Genomic DNA, 17,129 nt, shown 5'->3' with positions numbered 1-17,129 from the left:
ACAGGTATTCACCTGCGGCAAGTCCGTGGTTGTGATCTACTTCCGTTCAACCGACCGGCTGATTTCGGTGATCACGCCGAAGGCGACGGCGGCCATGATCTTCAGAAGTCCGCTGTCGAGGGCCTGTTCGCGTGTCAGATTGCCAAGGAAAAACCCCGGACGCGGTTCGGTGATGGCACCCAGGGTAACGCCGGCCAAAAGTGCCAGCTGAATGCAACCGAGAAAAAAGACGACACCAGCGATCAGCGTTCCCAATTTGGTGAAGGGCATTGCAAACTCTCACGATGTGCTTTGTATACGAGCGAGGTTATCTTTCGTTAGGGTTTCTGCAAGTAAAAATCGCCGTTACCCTAAATACAGAAAAGTTTAATAAACAAAGGATTTATTTTTGTTCTTTGTTTTGTTTTCGTGAGGAGCCGGAAAGAACAGCGAGCAGAAGCTCATCTTGAAAAGATTTGTTTGATGCCTGGGGTTCCATTTCTCCGGTCATCCGGCGGATATTCTCCGCGATCCTCAGGCGGCAAAATTTCGATGCAATGTCGCATTCAGAGCGAATATGGCGAAAATTCGCTTGCAGAGCATTGCCAATCCTTGCAAACCTAGATCGTGTGATGGTTTCGCCCGAACAAGCGTAACGGCGGATGAAATGGGAACACGGTGAGGCGTACCCAACAGGGACCAAGACCGTGGCTGCCCCCGCAACTGTAAGCGAAGAGCAAAGCCCTTCAAGCCACTGGAGCGATCCGGGAAGGCGGGCTGCGCAGAGACTCGCGAGCCAGGAAACCTGCCATCCAGCGGTCCCAACGGGCCGGTCTACAACATCTGCTCGCGCACGGAGGGTGCGCAAAGGAGAAACACATGCATATCGAACCGGGCATCGTCGACGGTGCCAAAATCGTGCTCAGCTACGGTACAGCAGCTGCTTCCTTCGGCCTTCTCGGCAAAATGGCGCTCGACACGATCCGCAAGAGCGGCGTTCTGAGCCTGGCCGTGCGGTCCGTCATCACGACGGTTGCCGTCTTCTGCTTCTTTGAAATTCTGCCGCATTATCCGGTCGGGGTTTCCGAAGTTCACTTCATTCTGGGCTCTACCCTGTTCCTGATGTTCGGCGCCGGTCCGGCTGCCATTGGTCTGGCTGCGGGTCTTCTGCTTCAGGGCGCCCTGTTTGCACCTTTCGATCTGCCGCAGTACGGCATCAACGTGACCACACTGCTTGTGCCGCTTTGGGCCGTCAGCCTGCTGGCCAACCGGATCATTCCGGAAAAGACCGCCTATGTTGACGTTTCCTACGTTCAGGCGCTGGCGCTCTCCACCACGTTCCAGGCCGGTATCGTTGGCTGGGTTGCTTTCTGGGCCTTCTACGGTCAGGGCTTCGGTGCCGAGAACATGGCGTCCGTCGGCTCCTTCGGCGTTGCCTACATGCTGGTGATCCTGGGTGAGCCGCTGGCCGACCTGGCTGTTCTGGCCGCTGCCAAGACCCTGGCACCGCTGACCCGGAACCTTGCTTTCGAAGGCCGCCTGCACGACGCGGCTGCCTGAGCCTTCAAGGCTTTTGGCTGAATTGAAACCATGAAGGGCGGCCCTGGGCCGCCCTTTTTGTTTGTTTCCGGCTGTCTGGCCGGAGAGCCTGTCAGAGGTCCGTCGCGGCGGTCGTGCGGATCTTCTTCCAGTTGGCTTCGGCCTTGGAGATGGTGCCCGACTGGTCCTTCTGGAACTCGCGGAAGATGGCCTCGTTCAGGAACAGGTAAAGCTTGCCGTCGACAACGGCGGCGAACTGTGGGTCGCCGTCAAACTTCTTGCCGACCGACACACCAAATGTGCAGAAGCCGCCGTTCTGCGGCAGATACTGGTCCGGATGCGCGGTAAACGCATCCATGGCTTCCTGGGATGCGAAGTAATAGGCAACACCGTCGTGCACGGCGGTATATTGGGCCGTGCCGTCAATGCGGTTACCCAGGCTGACAAAGGCCACGGGGTCGACGCCATGGAGGCCGAGCGGGCTGCCGGCCGCCGTCAGGCCGCTGGAGGTGTTGTATTCGTCCGCGGCCATCGCCGGGACGGACAGGACTGCAAGGCTCAGCACAGTTGCGGCGAGGGCGGATTTCATCAAGGACATGTTCTACTCCTGAAAGGATGTGAAGGTTGAAGGCCGGAAGTGCTCCGGTGCCTCTACCTTGCGTCCGAACCGCCGGTGTCTCCATGCTTGCTCGTTCCTGAGGATTTGCAGATCGTCCGGCATTCGGCACAAAAAAACACCGGCGCGGCGGCCGGTGTCTTTTGGTCTGAAGGTGCGGTCGTTGCAGGCCTCTCAGGCGGCCTGCGGAACGGCTTCCTGCGGTTTGCCGAGGCTGACGACAGTCAGGACGGCAAGGGCGTTGACCACGTAGTAGGCGAAGTCGAGGCCGGTGAAGCCAAGGGCAAACGGCGCTACCAGAAACACGATACCGACGGCGAAATCCACCGCCAGATGCACCGAATATGGCAGGACGCGGATGATGCCGGTCTGATGATCCGTCAGGATCGTCAGCACCAGGGCTGCGAAGCCGGTCAGGAAGGACAGCCAGAAGGCAATCGGGTTCGATTGGCCGAGGTTCAGCAATACCGGCAGGGAAATCAGGCCAATGGCGACGGGATAGTCGAGGTAGGCATGCATGGTTTTCGTAACGAAGCGGACAGACATCTTTCATGTGCTCCAGGTTGGTTATCCGAGGGCGGATTGCCCACGAGCCCAAAGATGTTGCGAGCCTGCAGTTCTATCCATGCACGGAAGTCCCTGAAAATTGACTGATCGTCCGGGAGCCTTGCGCTTTGCGGTGTTGACGCAAAAATGCAGGAAGAGCGCCTCAAACCGGAGCCTGCCTTGCATGAAACACGATGCCCTGACCCAGATCCTGGATGCCTTGAAACTTCGGGGTTCCGTCTACTTCCATACCTGTTTCTCACCGCCCTGGGCCGTGCGGGTGCCTGCTTTCGGCAATGTGGCTCGATTCCACATGGCAATGCGCGGCGGTTGCTGGCTGGCGGTGGACGGCCTTGAAAAGCCGATCCGCCTGGCGACCGGCGATCTGGCTGTCATTCCGCACGGGGCCGCGCATGTCCTGAGCGATGAACCGGACCGTCCCGCGGCCGATGTGGACGAGGTCGTGCGGCAATCCGGTTACGCTGGTGAGGGGGCGCTCTATTATGGCGGGCCTGACGAGGATATGGCCTGCAAGCTCTTCTGCGGTCATTTCGAGTTCGAGGAAGGTTCGGTTCATCCGCTGCTGGACGCCTTGCCAGCCGTCATCCATCTGCCCAACACCCAGACGATGAACGCCTTCTGGCTGGAAGCGGTGATGCGTTTTGTTGCCAGCGAGGTGCGTGCGGGGCAGCCGGGGTCCGAGGCGATCATCCATCGGCTGACGGAGATCATCTTCATCCAGGTGGTGCGCACGTTTGTCGACCGGGAAGGCGACAGGGCCGGTTGCCTGGCAGCAGTGCTCAACCCGAAACTCGGCCGCAGCATGTCGAAGATCCATCTGGCGCCGGAAAGACCCTGGACGGTAGAAAGTCTGGCCCGGGAGGCCGGCATGTCCCGGACGGTTTTTGCCGACAGGTTTACGAACCTCGTCGGCATGACGCCGCTGGCCTATGTCACCCACTGGCGGATGGAGCGGGCACGGCGCGATATTCGCGAGACGGATCTGCCCCTGATCGATATCGCCGAGAACATCGGCTACAGTTCGGAGGCTGCCTTCAACCGGGCCTTCAAGCGCCAGTTTAACCAGACGCCCGGACAGGTGCGGCGGCAGGAGGCGGGCGTATCAGCCTGACCTCGCGTTAGCGGTTCGTGAGGTGCGCCGGCAGATCGGCCACGCTGTCCAGAATGGCATCCGCCAGGTGTTCAAGGTCGCGGCGTGCGCTCGTGCCTGTCAACACGCCGATGCAAAGTCCCGCGCCTGCCGCATGGGCCATTTCCAGATCATGCGTGTTATCGCCGACAACGGCGATCCGGTCGGCTGCAAGACCGGCTGCCTCTGCAAAGCCATGCACCATGCCGGGCTCCGGTTTGGGGCCAAAACCGGTGTCATAACCGGTGACGAAGGCGAACCGGGGGGCAAGCCGGGTGCCGGCGAGAAAGGCCCTGATGGCCGCTTCACTGTCGCTGCTGGCCACGCCCAGGGTGAACCCGGTTGCGCTCAGGGTCTCGACGGCCTCCGGTATGCCGGGAAGCGTTGCTGCATCGTGCATGCAGCTGATGAACACCCGGTCGAGTTCCGCCGTCAGCACGCCTTCCTCAAAGTCCGCTCCGCAGGCGATCCAAGCCGCAGCGATTTCGGCGGAGTTGCCGGCAGCAAGCAGGGAGCCGGCCGCGGACTTGCCGGTCGTCAGGTCCATGCCGCTCTGTTCCAGCAGCTTGTCGGCCAGAGCCTGGTCGCCCCGGGCTGCATGGAGCGAGGTCTCGCGATAGGCCGGCGCCCATGTCGCATCAAAATCGAGCAGCGTACCGTCCTTGTCGAACAGGATGGCCGAGATGTTGCCGGTGCCGTTGTTCAAGTCCGGTCTCCCGAGGATTTCAGGTTCGATCGCAAAGTGTCGAGGGCCGACCTCAGCTGCTCGAAAGCCTTCTCCGAAAGGCCAGATGCCTCAGCCACACACTGTGGTATCGCCGCGGCTTTTTCCCTGAGCGCACTGCCCCTGGCCGTCAGGCATACATTGACCACGCGCTGGTCTTGCGTATCGCGAACGCGGGAGACAAGCTCCATGGCTTCCAGGCGTTTTATCATCGGCGTCAGGGTATTGTACTCCAGACTGAGCGCATCGCCGATATCCTTGACTGTCCGTTCGTTCCGGCGCCACAGCAGGGTCATGACCAGATACTGAGGATAGGTCAGGCCAAGCTCGTCCAGCAAAGACCGGTACAGGTGATTGAAGGCCAGATTGGCCTCATAAACGGCAAAACAGAGAAAATCATCAAGATCTCTGCCTTGGCCGTCCAGCCCGGTTTCCATCGACATTTCCGAGGTGTCTTTGTTTTCAGTGCGTTCTGACATGAACCGTTCCTAAGCAGCATTTTTTTTCTTGGCAAGCGTTGACAGAGCGAACACGCCAGCACATATACATCGTGCACGATTTAATCGTGTACGATTTAAATGGAGATCATGCGATGGGAAACAAGATCGTTTGGCCGAAGGTCAATCGTCGCCAGACGCTGATTGGCGGCGGAGCCCTCGGGCTCGGTCTGGTTATGGCGCCGAAGTTCGGTGCCGCGAAACAACTGCTTGAACAGGAGAATCTGAAAATGACCACCTTCACGACAACCGACGGCACAGAGCTTTTCTACAAGGACTGGGGGCAGGGCCAGCCGATCGTCTTCTCCCATGGCTGGCCGCTGTCGGCCGACGCCTGGGACGCGCAAATGCTGTTCTTCGGCCAGAACGGTTTTCGGGTGATTGCCCATGACCGCCGCGGCCACGGCCGCTCCAGCCAGCCCTGGGACGGCAACAACATGGATCGTTACGCGGACGATCTGGCGGAATTGATCGATCATCTCGATCTCAAGGACGTGATCCTGATTGGCCATTCCACCGGTGGCGGTGAGGTTGCCCACTATGTCGGCCGGCATGGCAATGACCGGGTGTCCAAGGTCGTTCTCGTCGGCGCCGTTCCGCCGTTGATGCTGAAAACCGCGGACAATCCGGACGGCACGCCGATGGAGGTGTTTGACGGTATCCGCGAGGGAACCGCCTACAACCGGTCGCAGTTCTTCAGGGATCTGACGGTGCCATTCTATGGCTTCAATCGCGATGGGGTCGAAACCAACAAGGGCCTGCAGGAAAGCTTCTGGCTGCAGGGCATGGCCGGCGGCATCAAGGGGCAGTACGACTGTATCCGCGAGTTCTCGGAAGTCGACTACACGGGTGACCTGAAGGCCATCAAGGTGCCGACACTGATCGTGCATGGCGACGACGACCAGATCGTGCCCATCAAGGCGTCTGCCCACCGGGCGGCGGACATCATCGAGGGCGCCACCTTGAAGATCTACGCGGGCGGCGGTCACGGTCTTGCTCAATTGCAGGCCGAGGCGTTCAACAAAGATGTTCTGGCGTTTATCCGCGGATAAGCGGAGCCTGGAAAAAGGGGCGGCTCACAGAGCCGCCCTTTTCAGTTCTTGATTTCCTGGAACGAGTCTCCCCGAAAGACCCGAACCGGGTTGCCGCGTTCCAGTTGGCCGTGCTTTCGGTTCTGTTCGGACCGGTTGCGGGCAGCTGTTTCCTGCTCCCTCAACAGAAACCTGGCCTTCAGCCGTTCCAGGGCGACCTGCCGGTTGCGGTGCTGGGAGCGTTCGTCGGTCGAAACCGCCGAAAGGCCGCTTGCCTCATGGGTGATGCGAACCCCGCTGTCGGTGGTGTTCTGGTGCTGACCGCCGGGGCCTCCGGAACGGAAAGTCTCGATCCTGAGGTCCTGTGGGCCGAGGTTGGCGACAGGCTGTTGATCCGGTTGCAACGCAAAGACGCCGACAAACCAGTTCTGCCGCTTGTGATGCGGGCGGAAGGGGCTCTTGCAGATCCATTGCACGGTGCCGGTCCAACGCGCGGCAAATGCCAGCGCATTTTCGCCACTGAGCGTGACCAGTGCAGACGCCGGGTCGCCCTTTGGCGCGGCTTCAGGCATCTCGACGTCAGACCGAAGACCGGATTGCCCGGCTTCTTTCACGATCCTTTCAAGAACGAGGGCGACCGCCCGGCGGCATTCGCGCGGACCGTCACCGCTTGTCACAAGCAGCCTTGGGCAAGGCGATGTGCTCATCGGGCAGCCCTCCGTTCCTTCAGGCGCTGGCGCTTGTCCTGCCGTGCCATCTCTCGTTGCTCGGCTTCGGCTTTCTTGAAGGTCAGCAACGGCTTCAAGGTTGCCACCGCCTCTGCAAGCCCCGCCGCGGCCAGGTCTTTGACAACCTGTGCCGGGTCCTTGTAGGCGTTGGGGGCTTCGTCGATCAGCAATTGGCGATCCTCGCAGATCACCAGACCGCCGAAGGACGTCCTTGTCAGGGCCTGCCGGTCGGAGCGGGTGACACCTGCACGGCCTGTCATGGAGCGCCGGTCGTACTTACGGCCGGCGCCGTGGGCGAGGGAGGACAGCGCCTCCGGTTTGTCACCTGCAGGTTTCAGCAGATAGCTCACGGCATCTCGCGATCCGGCCAGGGGAACAAGCGGCAGATCGGCCTTGGCGGCTCCCTTGCGGTGCAGGAGGCCGTCGGGACGCGCCTCGACCAGGTTATGCGGTGCGTCGCAAACAAGGCGGAAATCGCAACGAAGCGTTTCGGCAGCCCGCTCGGCAATGAGGGCCCGATTGAGCGCTGCCCAACGAACGGCCTGGTCATGCGCCTCCAGATAGGCCCTGCCGGAAGCGGCATCCGCCTCCAGTCCGCTGAAGCCATCAAGAACAGTGCCGAACACAGCCATGCCAAGTGATCTGGAGCCGGAATGGACGAGCAGGACAAGCTCGCCCTTGTTCGGCCCCGCAGCCCCGGCGGCAAGCGTCTCCACCATCTGCAGTTCGCAGAAGTGGTTGCCACCGCCAATGGTGCCTAGAGCCTGGGTGTGCAGGCCGGCAGGCAGATCTTCTGCCTTCAGCCGGGCGGCGGCATTGCCGCTCCATGCCCCTTCAAGTGCGCGCAGTTTCTGCGCCGCCTTGTCCAGCCGCAGTTTGCGGTGGGGAAGGTCGAGCGCAAACAGGCTCATGCCGCAGCCGATGTCGTTGCCGATCAGTTGCGGATAGATTCGCTCAGCCAGAATGGCGCTGCCAACCGGGCCGTATTTGCCCGGGTGAAGATCCGGAAACGCGGCAACCTGTGAAACGCCTGCCATCGCCGCAACGATACCAAGCTGATCTTCCGCCGTGCCTTCGATCCAGGAAGCGCTGGAGTAAAAACGATGGATGGGCGCCGCGCCGATGGCCGGCGCAGCACCATCCTCATGAGAAGTGCCCATGTCGGGAACCTTTTTGAAAACAGGATAAGGCTCAGGAACAAGGTGGTCTTGTCCTGGTCAGCCTTCGGCGCACCGCTAGCGCGGATCAGCGAAGGGTGGCGGCCTCTCTGGGCGCGCGGCTCATGTGCGTCATGTCCGGGTATCCCGTTTTCAAATCAAAAGCAGCGCACGGTGTGTGCGGTGGACGTTCAGGTAAGGCTTTGCTGCCGTTAAGGCAATGGCGGCAAGTGTCGGTTTTGAGTTCCCTGGCAAGGTGTTGCAACCAGGCAACTAGGCTCTTTAGGCGCCAGGGTGTGGAGCCACAAATAAGGGCGAAATGGCAAAAACGCGTCAGGAAGGGTGCGCGGAGCGGGCTTTGTGCCCGGTCAAGCAGGCTGTCGAGAGGCGGTGAAGGCATTTTCATGTCCTTCGGATTTGGCCGGACTGGTCCTCCTCAAACCATTTCATCTTCATTTGTGGGGCCTCACCCTAGTGTCTGACGGTTGCCCCACGCTCTTTCAGAAGCAGATCGAACAGAAACGGCACATTCATGGAGCCGAACCGGCTTGCGCGCGCGACACCTTCGTCGGAAATCTCGACGATGCCGAACATCTTGTAGAGTCGGAAAAGATAGTTTGAAGACTGGTCCAGATCGAAATCATACCGGGGATCAGAAAAGAACATCCGGAACGTGTGCAGGGCTTCCAGCGGGAAGCCGGTGTGATGTTCCCGCAGATTGTCGAACTTGGTGCAGAAGTCTTCCAGCGGCTCCCTGTTGCCCTCCAGCTCCTCCATCTGGATCCGCTGGGCAATCACGAAATCGGCGATATGTTCCCTGCCGTAGTCGGTCAGGCCGCGTTCGACCAGGTGCCCTTGCAGCTCGTCGGGCAGGGGCTTGTCCGTGACGCTCATGTATCCGAGGTGTTCCAGACGGGCATAAAGTTCGTTCGTGACGCTGCCGGGCCCGGTCAGGAAGACAGGTTCGTGGTCATCGTCCATGAGCTGTATGGCACCGCGCAGGGTCGAAAAATCGCCATCGCTGAGCGCATGCACCAGAAAACTCGTGTCCGGCCACCACTTGGGGGAAAGGGTGTCGTCTGTGGCCGAAAAGAGCGTGAACTCTTCCTTGGCCCCGTTGCGGACGACCGGAAGCTGCTTCTTGTTTCGAAAAAACATTTAGAATGAGCTCCTTGTCGCAAAAAAATAGGGCGGCCGGAGCCGCCCTACTTCTACCCATGAGGGAAATGGCAAATCAACCGATAATGCCGTTGAGTGTCGCGCTCGGGCGCATGACGGCATTCACCTTCTCCTGCGGAGCATGGTAGTAGCCGCCGGTGTCGGCCGGAGAGCCCTGAACGCCGTTGAGTTCGGCAACGATGGCGTCCTCATTGGCAGACAGCGCTTCCGCGATTGGTGCGAAATGCGCCTTCAGCTCGGCGTCCTTGTCCTGTGCAGCCAGAGCCTGGGCCCAGTAGAGCGCGATGTAGAAATGGCTGCCGCGGTTATCGAGGCCACCGACCTTGCGGGACGGGGACTTGTCGTTGTCGAGCAGCTTTTCGACTGCCTTGTCGAGCGCGTCGGCCAGAACCTGAGCCTTGGCATTGTCCTTGACGTTGGCCAGATGCTCCAGCGATGCACCGAGAGCGCAGAATTCGCCCAGGCTGTCCCAGCGCAGGTAGTTTTCTTCCATGAGCTGCTGGACGTGCTTGGGAGCCGAACCACCGGCACCGGTTTCGAACAGGCCGCCGCCGTTCATCAACGGAACGATGGACAGCATCTTGGCCGAGGTGCCGACTTCCAGGATCGGGTAAAGATCGGTCAGATAGTCGCGCAGCACGTTGCCGGTGATGGAGATCGTGTCTTCACCGCGAGCAAGGCGCTCGGTGGTGTATTTCGCCGCATCGGCCGGAGCCATGATCTTGAGATCGAGACCGGAGGTGTCGTGTTCCGGCAGATAGGCTTCCACCTTCTTGATCAGTTCCGCATCATGGGCGCGGGCCTTGTCCAGCCAGAAGATGCCCGGCATTCCGGACAGGCGTGCACGGGTGACACCGAGCTTGACCCAGTCGCGGATAGGAGCGTCCTTGGTGCGGCATGCGCGCCAGATGTCGCCGTCTTCGACAGCATGTTCGATCAGCGTGTTGCCGGCAGCATCGACAATGCGGATCGTGCCGTCGGCAGGAGCCTTGAACGTCTGCGGGTGAGAGCCGTATTCCTCGGCCTTCTGGGCCATCAGGCCGACGTTCGGCACGGTGCCCATCTTGGCGGGATCGAGCGCGCCGTTTTCGCGGCAGAAGTCGATCACGGCAGAGTAGACGCCGGCATAGGAGCTGTCCGGGATCACGCATTTCGCGTCGGCTTCCTTGCCGTCCGGGCCCCAGCCCTTGCCGCCCGCGCGGATCAGCGCCGGCATGGAAGCGTCGATGATGACGTCGGACGAGACATGCAGGTTGGTGATGCCCTTGTCGGAGTTCACCATGTACATGGCCGGGCCATTGTCGAGGGCAGCCTTGATGTCGGAGTTGATCTCGGCGGCCTTGTCGGCGGGCAGCGTGGCGACCTTGGCTTCCAGATCACCGATGCCGAGATCCGGATTGACGCCAAGCTCGGCAAAGGTTGCTGCGTGCTTCTCGAAGACGTCCTTCAGGAAAGCGCGGACACAAAGGCCGAAGATGATCGGGTCGGAGACCTTCATCATGGTTGCCTTCATGTGCAGCGAGAACAGGATGCCCATGTCCTTGGCATCCTGAATTTCCTTTTCCAGGAACGCGAACAGCGCCTTGGCGCTCATGTAGGTGCCGTCGACGACGTCGCCTTCATCCAGAGCGAAGTCGCCCTTGAGAACCGTGGCAGCCCCGTCCTTGCCGACGAATTCGATCTTCGCCTTGCCTGCGGAGCCGGCAGAAACGGTCACCGACTTTTCGTTGGAGAAGAAGTCGTTCTCGCCCATGGTGGCGACGTGGGTCTTGGACGAGGGCAGCCATTCCCCCATGCGGTGCGGGTTCTTCTTGGCGTATTCCTTGACCGCTTTCGGTGCGCGGCGGTCGGAGTTGCCTTCGCGCAGCACCGGGTTCACGGCAGATCCCTTGATCGCGTCATACTTGGCCTTGACGGTCTTTTCCTCGTCCGTCTTCGGATCGGACGGATAATCCGGCAACTTGTAGCCCTGCGCCTGCAGTTCCTTTATGGCAGCGTTGAGCTGCGGCTGGGATGCAGAGATGTTCGGCAGCTTGATGACATTGGCGTCCGGCTGCTTGACCAGTTCGCCGAGGACCGCAAGATCGTCGGACTGCTTTTGCGCGTCTGTCAGATATTCCGGGAAATTCGCCAGGATACGGCCTGCGAGGGAGATATCCTTGGTACCGACGGTCAATCCGGCTGCCTTGGTGAAGGAGCGGATGATCGGCAGGAACGAGGCGCTGGCCAGTTCCGGTGCTTCGTCGACCTTGGTGTAGATAATGTCGGCCATGACAATCACATTTCCTAGCGTTCGAACATTGGTCAAAGGAGTGGCGCGGGACCGCTCCCGATGAATTTCGACATGCGTATACAATTGTACGCAATCAATTGAAAGCCCTCCGGAAGGCGAAGGGTGTGACGATTGCTGGTGTTCTAGCAAAGCCGCTGGAAAAGGCAATCGGGGAGGGGAAATCCCACCCTGTCGCAGCAGGCGTGACTGACCTGTGGCTGAAACGAAAAACGGACTGATTGATATGGAAATGCTCGCAAAGCAGCTTTCCAATCCCCCGAAGAAACGCTAAATCCCCGCCTCATGAGCAAGAATGCACACATCCGAGACGAAGCGCGCGCGGTGACGGCCAAACCGCCGGCGGTGATCCTGTGCGAGCCGCAGCTTGGCGAGAATATCGGAACGGCGGCCCGTGCCATGGCCAATTTCGGTCTGGTGGATCTGCGGATCGTCAATCCGCGCGACGGCTGGCCGAGTGAAAAGGCGAGGGCAGCGGCAAGCCGGGCGGATCATGTCATCGACAAGGTGCAGGTGTTCGACAGTGTGGAAGCGGCCATTGCCGACCTGCAATTCGTCTTCGCCACCACCGCCCGCTCGCGCGAAGTGCCCAAGCCCGTCCGCGGGCCGGACGAAGCTGCCAAGAAATCCGTTGAACTTGGAGAGCAGGGCGCCGCGACCGGTTATCTGTTCGGCCGCGAGCGCTGGGGCCTCAACAACGAGGAAGTGGCGTTGGCGGACGAGATCGTCACACTGCCGGTCGACCCGGATTTTGCCTCGCTGAACATTGCCCAGGCAGTGTTGGTGTGCGCCTACGAGTGGCGCAAGACCGCGACAGCCGGAGCGTTGCCGTTCCTGCTGTCGGAGGAGGTGCATCCGCCAGCGAAGAAGGATGAACTGTTGCGCTTCTTCGAGCACCTGGAAGGGGCGCTCGACAAGGCCACCTTCTTCCGTCCCCCGGAGCGGCGGCCGCATATGGTGCGCACGTTGCGCAACATCTTCCAGAAGGCGGAACTGACCGACCAGGAAGTGCGCGCGCTGCGTGGTGTCGTGGCCTCGTTGGAAAAACGCGAGACGCGGCCGCGCAAGGACAGGTCAGGTTCAGGCAGCGAAGAATAGAGGCATATCTTGCAGGGTTCGGGACCGGTACTCTTTTTCGATTCAGGTCTTGGCGGGCTCACGGTGCTGCGCGAGGCGCGCTATCTGCTACCCTATGAGCCGCTGCTCTATGTTGCTGACGATGCAGCCTTTCCCATCGGCCGCTGGCCGGAAACGGAATTGAAGGCGCGGATCGTCTCCCTGTTTGACGAGCTGATCGCCGAACATGGCCCCAAGGCGGTGGTGATTGCCTGCAACACCGCCTTCACGCTTGCCGGCGACGCCTTGCGCGAGGCGCATCCGGATGTGCCTTTTGTCGGCACCGTTCCGGCAATCAAACCGGCGGCCGAGCGCACGTCCTCCGGGCTGATTTCGGTGCTGGCGACACCGGGCACGGTGCGCAGAACCTACACCAGAAGCCTGATCGACAGTTTTGCCAGCCAGTGTCACGTCCGGCTGGTCGGCTCGGACATGCTGGCGGAACTAGCCGAAAAGCACCTGCGCGGTGAAACCGTTTCCGACAAAGCGCTTCTATCGGAAATCGCCAACTGTTTTCTGGAGCAGGGTGGAAAGCGCACGGACATCGTCGTGCTTGCCTGCACCCACTACCCGTTTCTTGCCAACCGCTTCCGCAAGATCGCACCCTGGCCGGTCGACTGGCTCGACCCGGCCGAGGCAATCGCCCGCCAGTTGGTCCGGGTTCTTAGGGAAGGGGTTGCCAGGGAACATTCCCGGCATCTCCCGGACCGGGCGATCTTTACCTCAGGCTCGAAGGATCCGGGGCTGGCACGACTGTTGGCCGGCTTTGGCCTTGTGCTGGACTGAACGCCAATAAGGTTGCCGGCGGATGGTCCCGGGCAAACAGACACCCGGGCCTTTGTGGCTATCGAGTGCTAAAACCTTACACGCCGCTGTTTGACACCCGTGCTTCGAGACGGCGCTGCGCGCCGCTTCAAGCCGCCAGGCATTTGACGGCCAGGCCGTCGTCGGAGCGTTTGGCGGCGCGCTTCAAGTCCATGATCTCATGGTTCAGCGTGTCGGGATTGAGCGTGACGCCCTTTGGCAGGCTGAGGATGGATATGGAACACTGCAGCAGCGGGAACTGCCGTGTCGTTCCAAACCTGTCCTGGGCTTCGATAAAGCCTTGTTCCCGATGCTCGGCATCATAGAAACTTTCCACATCCAGGCGGAAGGCGCGCTTGAGTGCCAGCATGCGGGCAGCGACATCGGTCTGGTCGACATTCTGGAACCCGGCGAAGAAATCATCGCCACCGATATGGCCGTAAAAGGTATCGGACTCCGACACGTGACGCTGCAGCAACTCGCTGAACAGAATAATCGCCCTGTCACCCTGCCGATAGCCGTAGGTGTCGTTGAACGGCTTGAAGTTGTCGAAGTCGAGATAGCACAGGTGCCGGTCGTTGGCGCCCTTGCGACCGCTTTCGGCAATGAACCGGGACACGGCACCGTTGCCCGGAAGACGGGTCAGCGGGTTCTGGTCCTGCGCTTCCTGAAGACGCTTTTCGTGAATGATCTTCAAGAGCGAGGTGGCGGAGAGAAAGCCCGCGTAGCGAAAATTCTCGGTGATGATGATGCCATCCGAATTGATCGAGGAGGCAAAGGTCACCAGCAGCATGTCCGCATTGGAATCGATGTCGGCGATCGGGCAGGCGCGCACGAAGGAGCGCAGCGGGAAATCGAGGGCCGCCTTTTCATCGTCGTCACCGGGCGCGCCAGCATAGAGATAGGCTTTCAGGTCCCGTTCGTGGATCAGGCCGCGCGGTTCGTTGTTGGTGTCGACAACGGGAACCACACTGGCTTCCTGGTTGTGAACCACCATGTCCAGAAGGTCGTTCATGGAGGCGCCTGACTGGATCGTCGGAAGCTTGATCAGTTCGTTGCGGATCCGGTCAAGTTCTTCCCGGCGCTTGCGGCCGACGCCCGGTGCGCGCACGTGATCGTAAAAGAGCTTCGCCGAAGACCTTTCCTGGAAGGGTTTGGCAACGAAGTAGCCCTGGATCAGGTCGCAGCCGGCTTCCCGGCAGGCCTTGAACTCGCTTTCGGTCTCCACGCCTTCCGCAATCACCCTTGCCCCCAGCACGTGCGCGAGGTTGGCCACGGTGGTGACGAACAGCTTGCGCCTGGCATCGCTGTCGATTCCGTTCAGGAAGAACCGGTCGATCTTGACGTAGTCGGGCGACATGTCGTGCAGGAGCCGCAGTTCGGAAGAGCCCCGACCGAAATCGTCGAGGGCAATCAGGAAGCCCAACTGGCGCAAATCGTTGACGGCATGGTGCGTCACGTCGGTAAAGGTTTGCTGGTGGCGTTCGGAAAATTCCAGGCAGATCTGGTTGACCTGCAGACCGGCTTCGGAAACCAGCTTGCCCAGCCGCATGCGCGGGTCGTTGTCGTGACCGAGGTCGCGGCCGTCCAGCTTGAAATAGAGTTTGGTGCCTTGGGCGATCTTCAAATTTCCGAAGCGCTGCATCGCTTTCACCAGCAGATGAGCCTCAAGTTGCGGCAAATATCCTTCGGCGTGCGCAAAATCGATGAGTTCGTCAGGAGACTGCGCCCCCACAAGATCGCAGTTCCGGATCTGGGCCTCGTAGCCGTAAACAACGCCGGTGCCGATGTCGACGACAGGCTGCAGGGCGTAGTCGAGTTTCGTCAGTGTGTCCTTTGGCGTACGACAGAGCGAACCGGGCGCTTCCGGAACTGTCTGAAGAGCTGGTTGACGATTCGCTGACATTACTGATCCTACTGCCAAGGTCCGGCTGATACGCTTTCGTTATTTGATGGGGTCTCGAGCAGTCCGTCACACTGGTATTATTCGCTATGGTTGTAACGGTGATTGCATAGTGAAAAGCTGCAATTAAAAATCTCTAAATGTATGCATTGTTTTCCCCATTTTGTGGACGCAACGTCATAAATTGTGGCAGGCAAACCCGTCTGAACCGTTAAATGTGTCTGCTCGTTCGGCGAAAATCAGACAAACGGCCCGATTTGGCGGTTCTTTTCCGGGGCAGGCCGGCCCACGCATTGACATTTGGAGGCACTGCCTGTATCTCCGCGCGGTCCGGCAGGCAATGTCTTCCGGATCTACGCACCCGTGGGCATCCGGCCGGCGCCGTCTAGCTGGGTCCCTGTCGATCTGACCTTTCTGTCGCAAGACAGGTTGTGACGATAAAGGAGGGCGCGTTTCCTTTTAAATAACAACGCGAATTCAAAGGAAACCGCGATGTCGAAGCGCCATAGCGTTAAGTACAAAATTGACCGCCGGATGGGCGAAAACATCTGGGGTCGTCCGAAGAGCCCGGCCAACAAGCGTGAATACGGCCCGGGTCAGCACGGCCAGCGCCGCAAGGGCAAACTGTCCGACTTCGGTGTTCAGCTCCGCGCAAAGCAGAAGCTGAAGGGCTACTACGGCAACATTTCCGAAAAGCAGTTCCGCAAGGTTTATGCTGAAGCGTCCCGTATGAAGGGTGACACTTCCGAAAACCTGATCGGCCTGCTGGAGCGCCGTCTGGACGCCATCGTCTACCGTGCGAAGTTCGTCCCGACCGTTTTCGCAGCACGTCAGTTCATCAACCACGGCCACGTGAAGGTGAACGGCAAGCGCGTCAATATCTCGAGCTACCAGATCCGTCCGGGCGACGTGATCGAAGTTCGCGAAAAGTCCAAACAGCTCGCCCTGGTTCTGGAAGCAACCCAGTCCGCGGAGCGTGACGTTCCGGATTATCTCGACGTCGACCACAACAAGATGACCGCGACCTACTCCCGCGTTCCGAGCTTCTCTGACGTACCGTACCCGGTACAGATGGAACCGAACCTGGTGGTCGAGTTCTATTCGCGCTAATCAGCGCCGAATATGGTTTGACGGAAAGGCCCGCCTCTGGCGGGCCTTTTCTTTTGGCAGATAGCTGTTCCGGACCGACGCCAGTTGTCAGATGTCGTTTCGCGGTATCCGAAGTACCTGACCCGGGAAAATTACGTTGGGGCTGGATAAGATGTGCTGATTGGCTTCGTAGATCGGCTGATAGTCGCCGTTGCCATACTGGTCTTGCGCAATCTTGGTCAGCGTATCACCCGCCTTCACCGTATAGGGCTGCCAGCCGCCGTAACCGGGCAGGATGCGCGGACCGAACAGCACCGGAAGGACGACGGAAGGGCCGTTTTCGTTGCCTGTGTCGTCCGCCAGGGTCAGGAACAGGCGGTTCATCTGAAACTGGTTGGTGTCCGGTATATCGATGAAGCCCTGAAACTGCTTCAGCCCGAATGAACCCACCTGGGTGAAGGAGGCATATTCGTCGTGTCCTTCGGAAACGCGAATGCTCAAGGTGCCTTCGAACGCGGTCGCATTGCCCGCGATCAGTATTCTGGATCCCACCAGATCAAACGGCTGTGGCTGCTGGATGTCGAGAGTTACAGTCATATCAATACCTTCCGCGTAAAAAGTCTCAGGTATCTTCCGCTGCCCCCAACCAGCACTTTGTCAGGGTACAACGTTTTCGCGGAAAAACGATAGATGCAACTTTGCCGGGGGCTGTCCTTGCGACAGGCCGTTCCGGATTTTGACGGAACGCTCTGGCTGCGATAAAGCGGCCAGAGCGTCCGGA

Annotated in this window: 17 protein-coding genes and 1 riboswitch; of the genes, 6 read left to right on the top strand and 11 right to left on the bottom strand. The window is 59.9% G+C overall.

Annotated features, from left to right (window positions below; genetic code table 11):
* Positions 1-36: 36 nt before the first annotated feature.
* Positions 37-270: a hypothetical protein gene (locus V1T76_RS06480; RefSeq protein WP_040439299.1), complete on the bottom strand. Its 234-nt coding sequence runs from the start codon at positions 268-270 to the stop codon at positions 37-39.
* Between the two features lie 325 nt (positions 271-595).
* Positions 596-806, top strand: a riboswitch (cobalamin riboswitch).
* A gap of 52 nt (positions 807-858) precedes the next feature.
* Between V1T76_RS06480 and V1T76_RS06475 the strand changes: the two genes are divergently transcribed.
* Positions 859-1,539, top strand: coding sequence for an energy-coupling factor ABC transporter permease (locus tag V1T76_RS06475; protein ID WP_330559790.1), 681 nt, complete (start codon positions 859-861; stop codon positions 1,537-1,539).
* A 91-nt stretch (positions 1,540-1,630) separates the two neighbouring features.
* On the opposite strand, the gene V1T76_RS06470 is transcribed toward V1T76_RS06475, so the two are convergent.
* Positions 1,631-2,116, bottom strand: coding sequence for a YHS domain-containing (seleno)protein (locus V1T76_RS06470; RefSeq protein WP_330559789.1), 486 nt, complete (start codon positions 2,114-2,116; stop codon positions 1,631-1,633).
* 192 nt (positions 2,117-2,308) lie between these two features.
* On the bottom strand, positions 2,309-2,680 hold the full coding sequence (locus V1T76_RS06465; RefSeq protein ID WP_330559788.1) for a hypothetical protein: 372 nt from the start codon (positions 2,678-2,680) through the stop codon (positions 2,309-2,311).
* Positions 2,681-2,864: 184 nt separating this feature from the next.
* On the opposite strand from V1T76_RS06465, the gene V1T76_RS06460 reads away from it, so the two are divergent.
* Complete coding sequence (locus V1T76_RS06460) at positions 2,865-3,812, top strand: AraC family transcriptional regulator (RefSeq protein ID WP_330559787.1); 948 nt, start codon at positions 2,865-2,867, stop codon at positions 3,810-3,812.
* A 7-nt stretch (positions 3,813-3,819) separates the two neighbouring features.
* On the opposite strand, the gene V1T76_RS06455 is transcribed toward V1T76_RS06460, so the two are convergent.
* On the bottom strand, positions 3,820-4,536 hold the full coding sequence (locus V1T76_RS06455; RefSeq protein ID WP_330559786.1) for an HAD family hydrolase: 717 nt from the start codon (positions 4,534-4,536) through the stop codon (positions 3,820-3,822).
* Positions 4,533-5,033, bottom strand: a complete 501-nt coding sequence (locus V1T76_RS06450) for a MarR family winged helix-turn-helix transcriptional regulator (RefSeq protein WP_330559785.1) — start codon at positions 5,031-5,033, stop codon at positions 4,533-4,535. The genes V1T76_RS06455 and V1T76_RS06450 overlap by 4 nt, the downstream gene beginning before the upstream one ends.
* A gap of 248 nt (positions 5,034-5,281) precedes the next feature.
* Between V1T76_RS06450 and V1T76_RS06445 the strand changes: the two genes are divergently transcribed.
* Positions 5,282-6,103 carry an alpha/beta fold hydrolase gene (locus V1T76_RS06445; protein WP_330560225.1) on the top strand — a complete coding sequence of 274 codons (822 nt, stop codon included), beginning with the start codon at positions 5,282-5,284 and terminating at the stop codon, positions 6,101-6,103.
* Positions 6,104-6,144: 41 nt separating this feature from the next.
* On the opposite strand, the gene prfH is transcribed toward V1T76_RS06445, so the two are convergent.
* From prfH to V1T76_RS06425, 4 genes are all read right to left on the bottom strand, one after another.
* Positions 6,145-6,789, bottom strand: coding sequence for a peptide chain release factor H (gene prfH, locus V1T76_RS06440; protein ID WP_330559784.1), 645 nt, complete (start codon positions 6,787-6,789; stop codon positions 6,145-6,147).
* Positions 6,786-7,970 carry an RNA ligase RtcB family protein gene (locus V1T76_RS06435; protein WP_330559783.1) on the bottom strand — a complete coding sequence of 395 codons (1,185 nt, stop codon included), beginning with the start codon at positions 7,968-7,970 and terminating at the stop codon, positions 6,786-6,788. Before V1T76_RS06435 ends, prfH begins: the two co-directional genes overlap by 4 nt.
* Before the next feature lie 468 nt (positions 7,971-8,438).
* The gene (locus tag V1T76_RS06430) at positions 8,439-9,125 is read right to left on the bottom strand and encodes a hypothetical protein (RefSeq protein ID WP_330559782.1); all 687 of its coding nucleotides are present in this window, start codon (positions 9,123-9,125) and stop codon (positions 8,439-8,441) included.
* Positions 9,126-9,201: 76 nt separating this feature from the next.
* A complete protein-coding gene (locus tag V1T76_RS06425) occupies positions 9,202-11,418 on the bottom strand; it encodes an NADP-dependent isocitrate dehydrogenase (protein WP_442970089.1) in 2,217 nt (738 codons plus the stop codon).
* Positions 11,419-11,721: 303 nt separating this feature from the next.
* On the opposite strand from V1T76_RS06425, the gene V1T76_RS06420 reads away from it, so the two are divergent.
* On the top strand, positions 11,722-12,534 hold the full coding sequence (locus V1T76_RS06420) for an RNA methyltransferase (protein ID WP_330559780.1): 813 nt from the start codon (positions 11,722-11,724) through the stop codon (positions 12,532-12,534).
* A gap of 9 nt (positions 12,535-12,543) precedes the next feature.
* Complete coding sequence (gene murI, locus V1T76_RS06415; protein ID WP_330559778.1) at positions 12,544-13,338, top strand: glutamate racemase; 795 nt, start codon at positions 12,544-12,546, stop codon at positions 13,336-13,338.
* Positions 13,339-13,465: 127 nt separating this feature from the next.
* Here murI and V1T76_RS06410 read toward each other — a convergent pair whose 3' ends face one another.
* Positions 13,466-15,262, bottom strand: a complete 1,797-nt coding sequence (locus V1T76_RS06410; RefSeq protein WP_330559777.1) for an EAL domain-containing protein — start codon at positions 15,260-15,262, stop codon at positions 13,466-13,468.
* A 489-nt stretch (positions 15,263-15,751) separates the two neighbouring features.
* On the opposite strand from V1T76_RS06410, the gene rpsD reads away from it, so the two are divergent.
* On the top strand, positions 15,752-16,369 hold the full coding sequence (rpsD, locus tag V1T76_RS06405) for a 30S ribosomal protein S4 (protein ID WP_330559776.1): 618 nt from the start codon (positions 15,752-15,754) through the stop codon (positions 16,367-16,369).
* An 87-nt stretch (positions 16,370-16,456) separates the two neighbouring features.
* Here rpsD and V1T76_RS06400 read toward each other — a convergent pair whose 3' ends face one another.
* A complete protein-coding gene (locus tag V1T76_RS06400) occupies positions 16,457-16,945 on the bottom strand; it encodes a LysM peptidoglycan-binding domain-containing protein (RefSeq protein WP_330559775.1) in 489 nt (162 codons plus the stop codon).
* Positions 16,946-17,129 lie beyond the last annotated feature (184 nt).

This window comes from Roseibium sp. FZY0029, from assembly GCF_036350355.1.
Classification (GTDB): domain Bacteria; phylum Pseudomonadota; class Alphaproteobacteria; order Rhizobiales; family Stappiaceae; genus Roseibium.
Note: the sequence above shows the minus strand (reverse complement) of the source record. Positions and strands in the feature narration are given on the sequence as shown.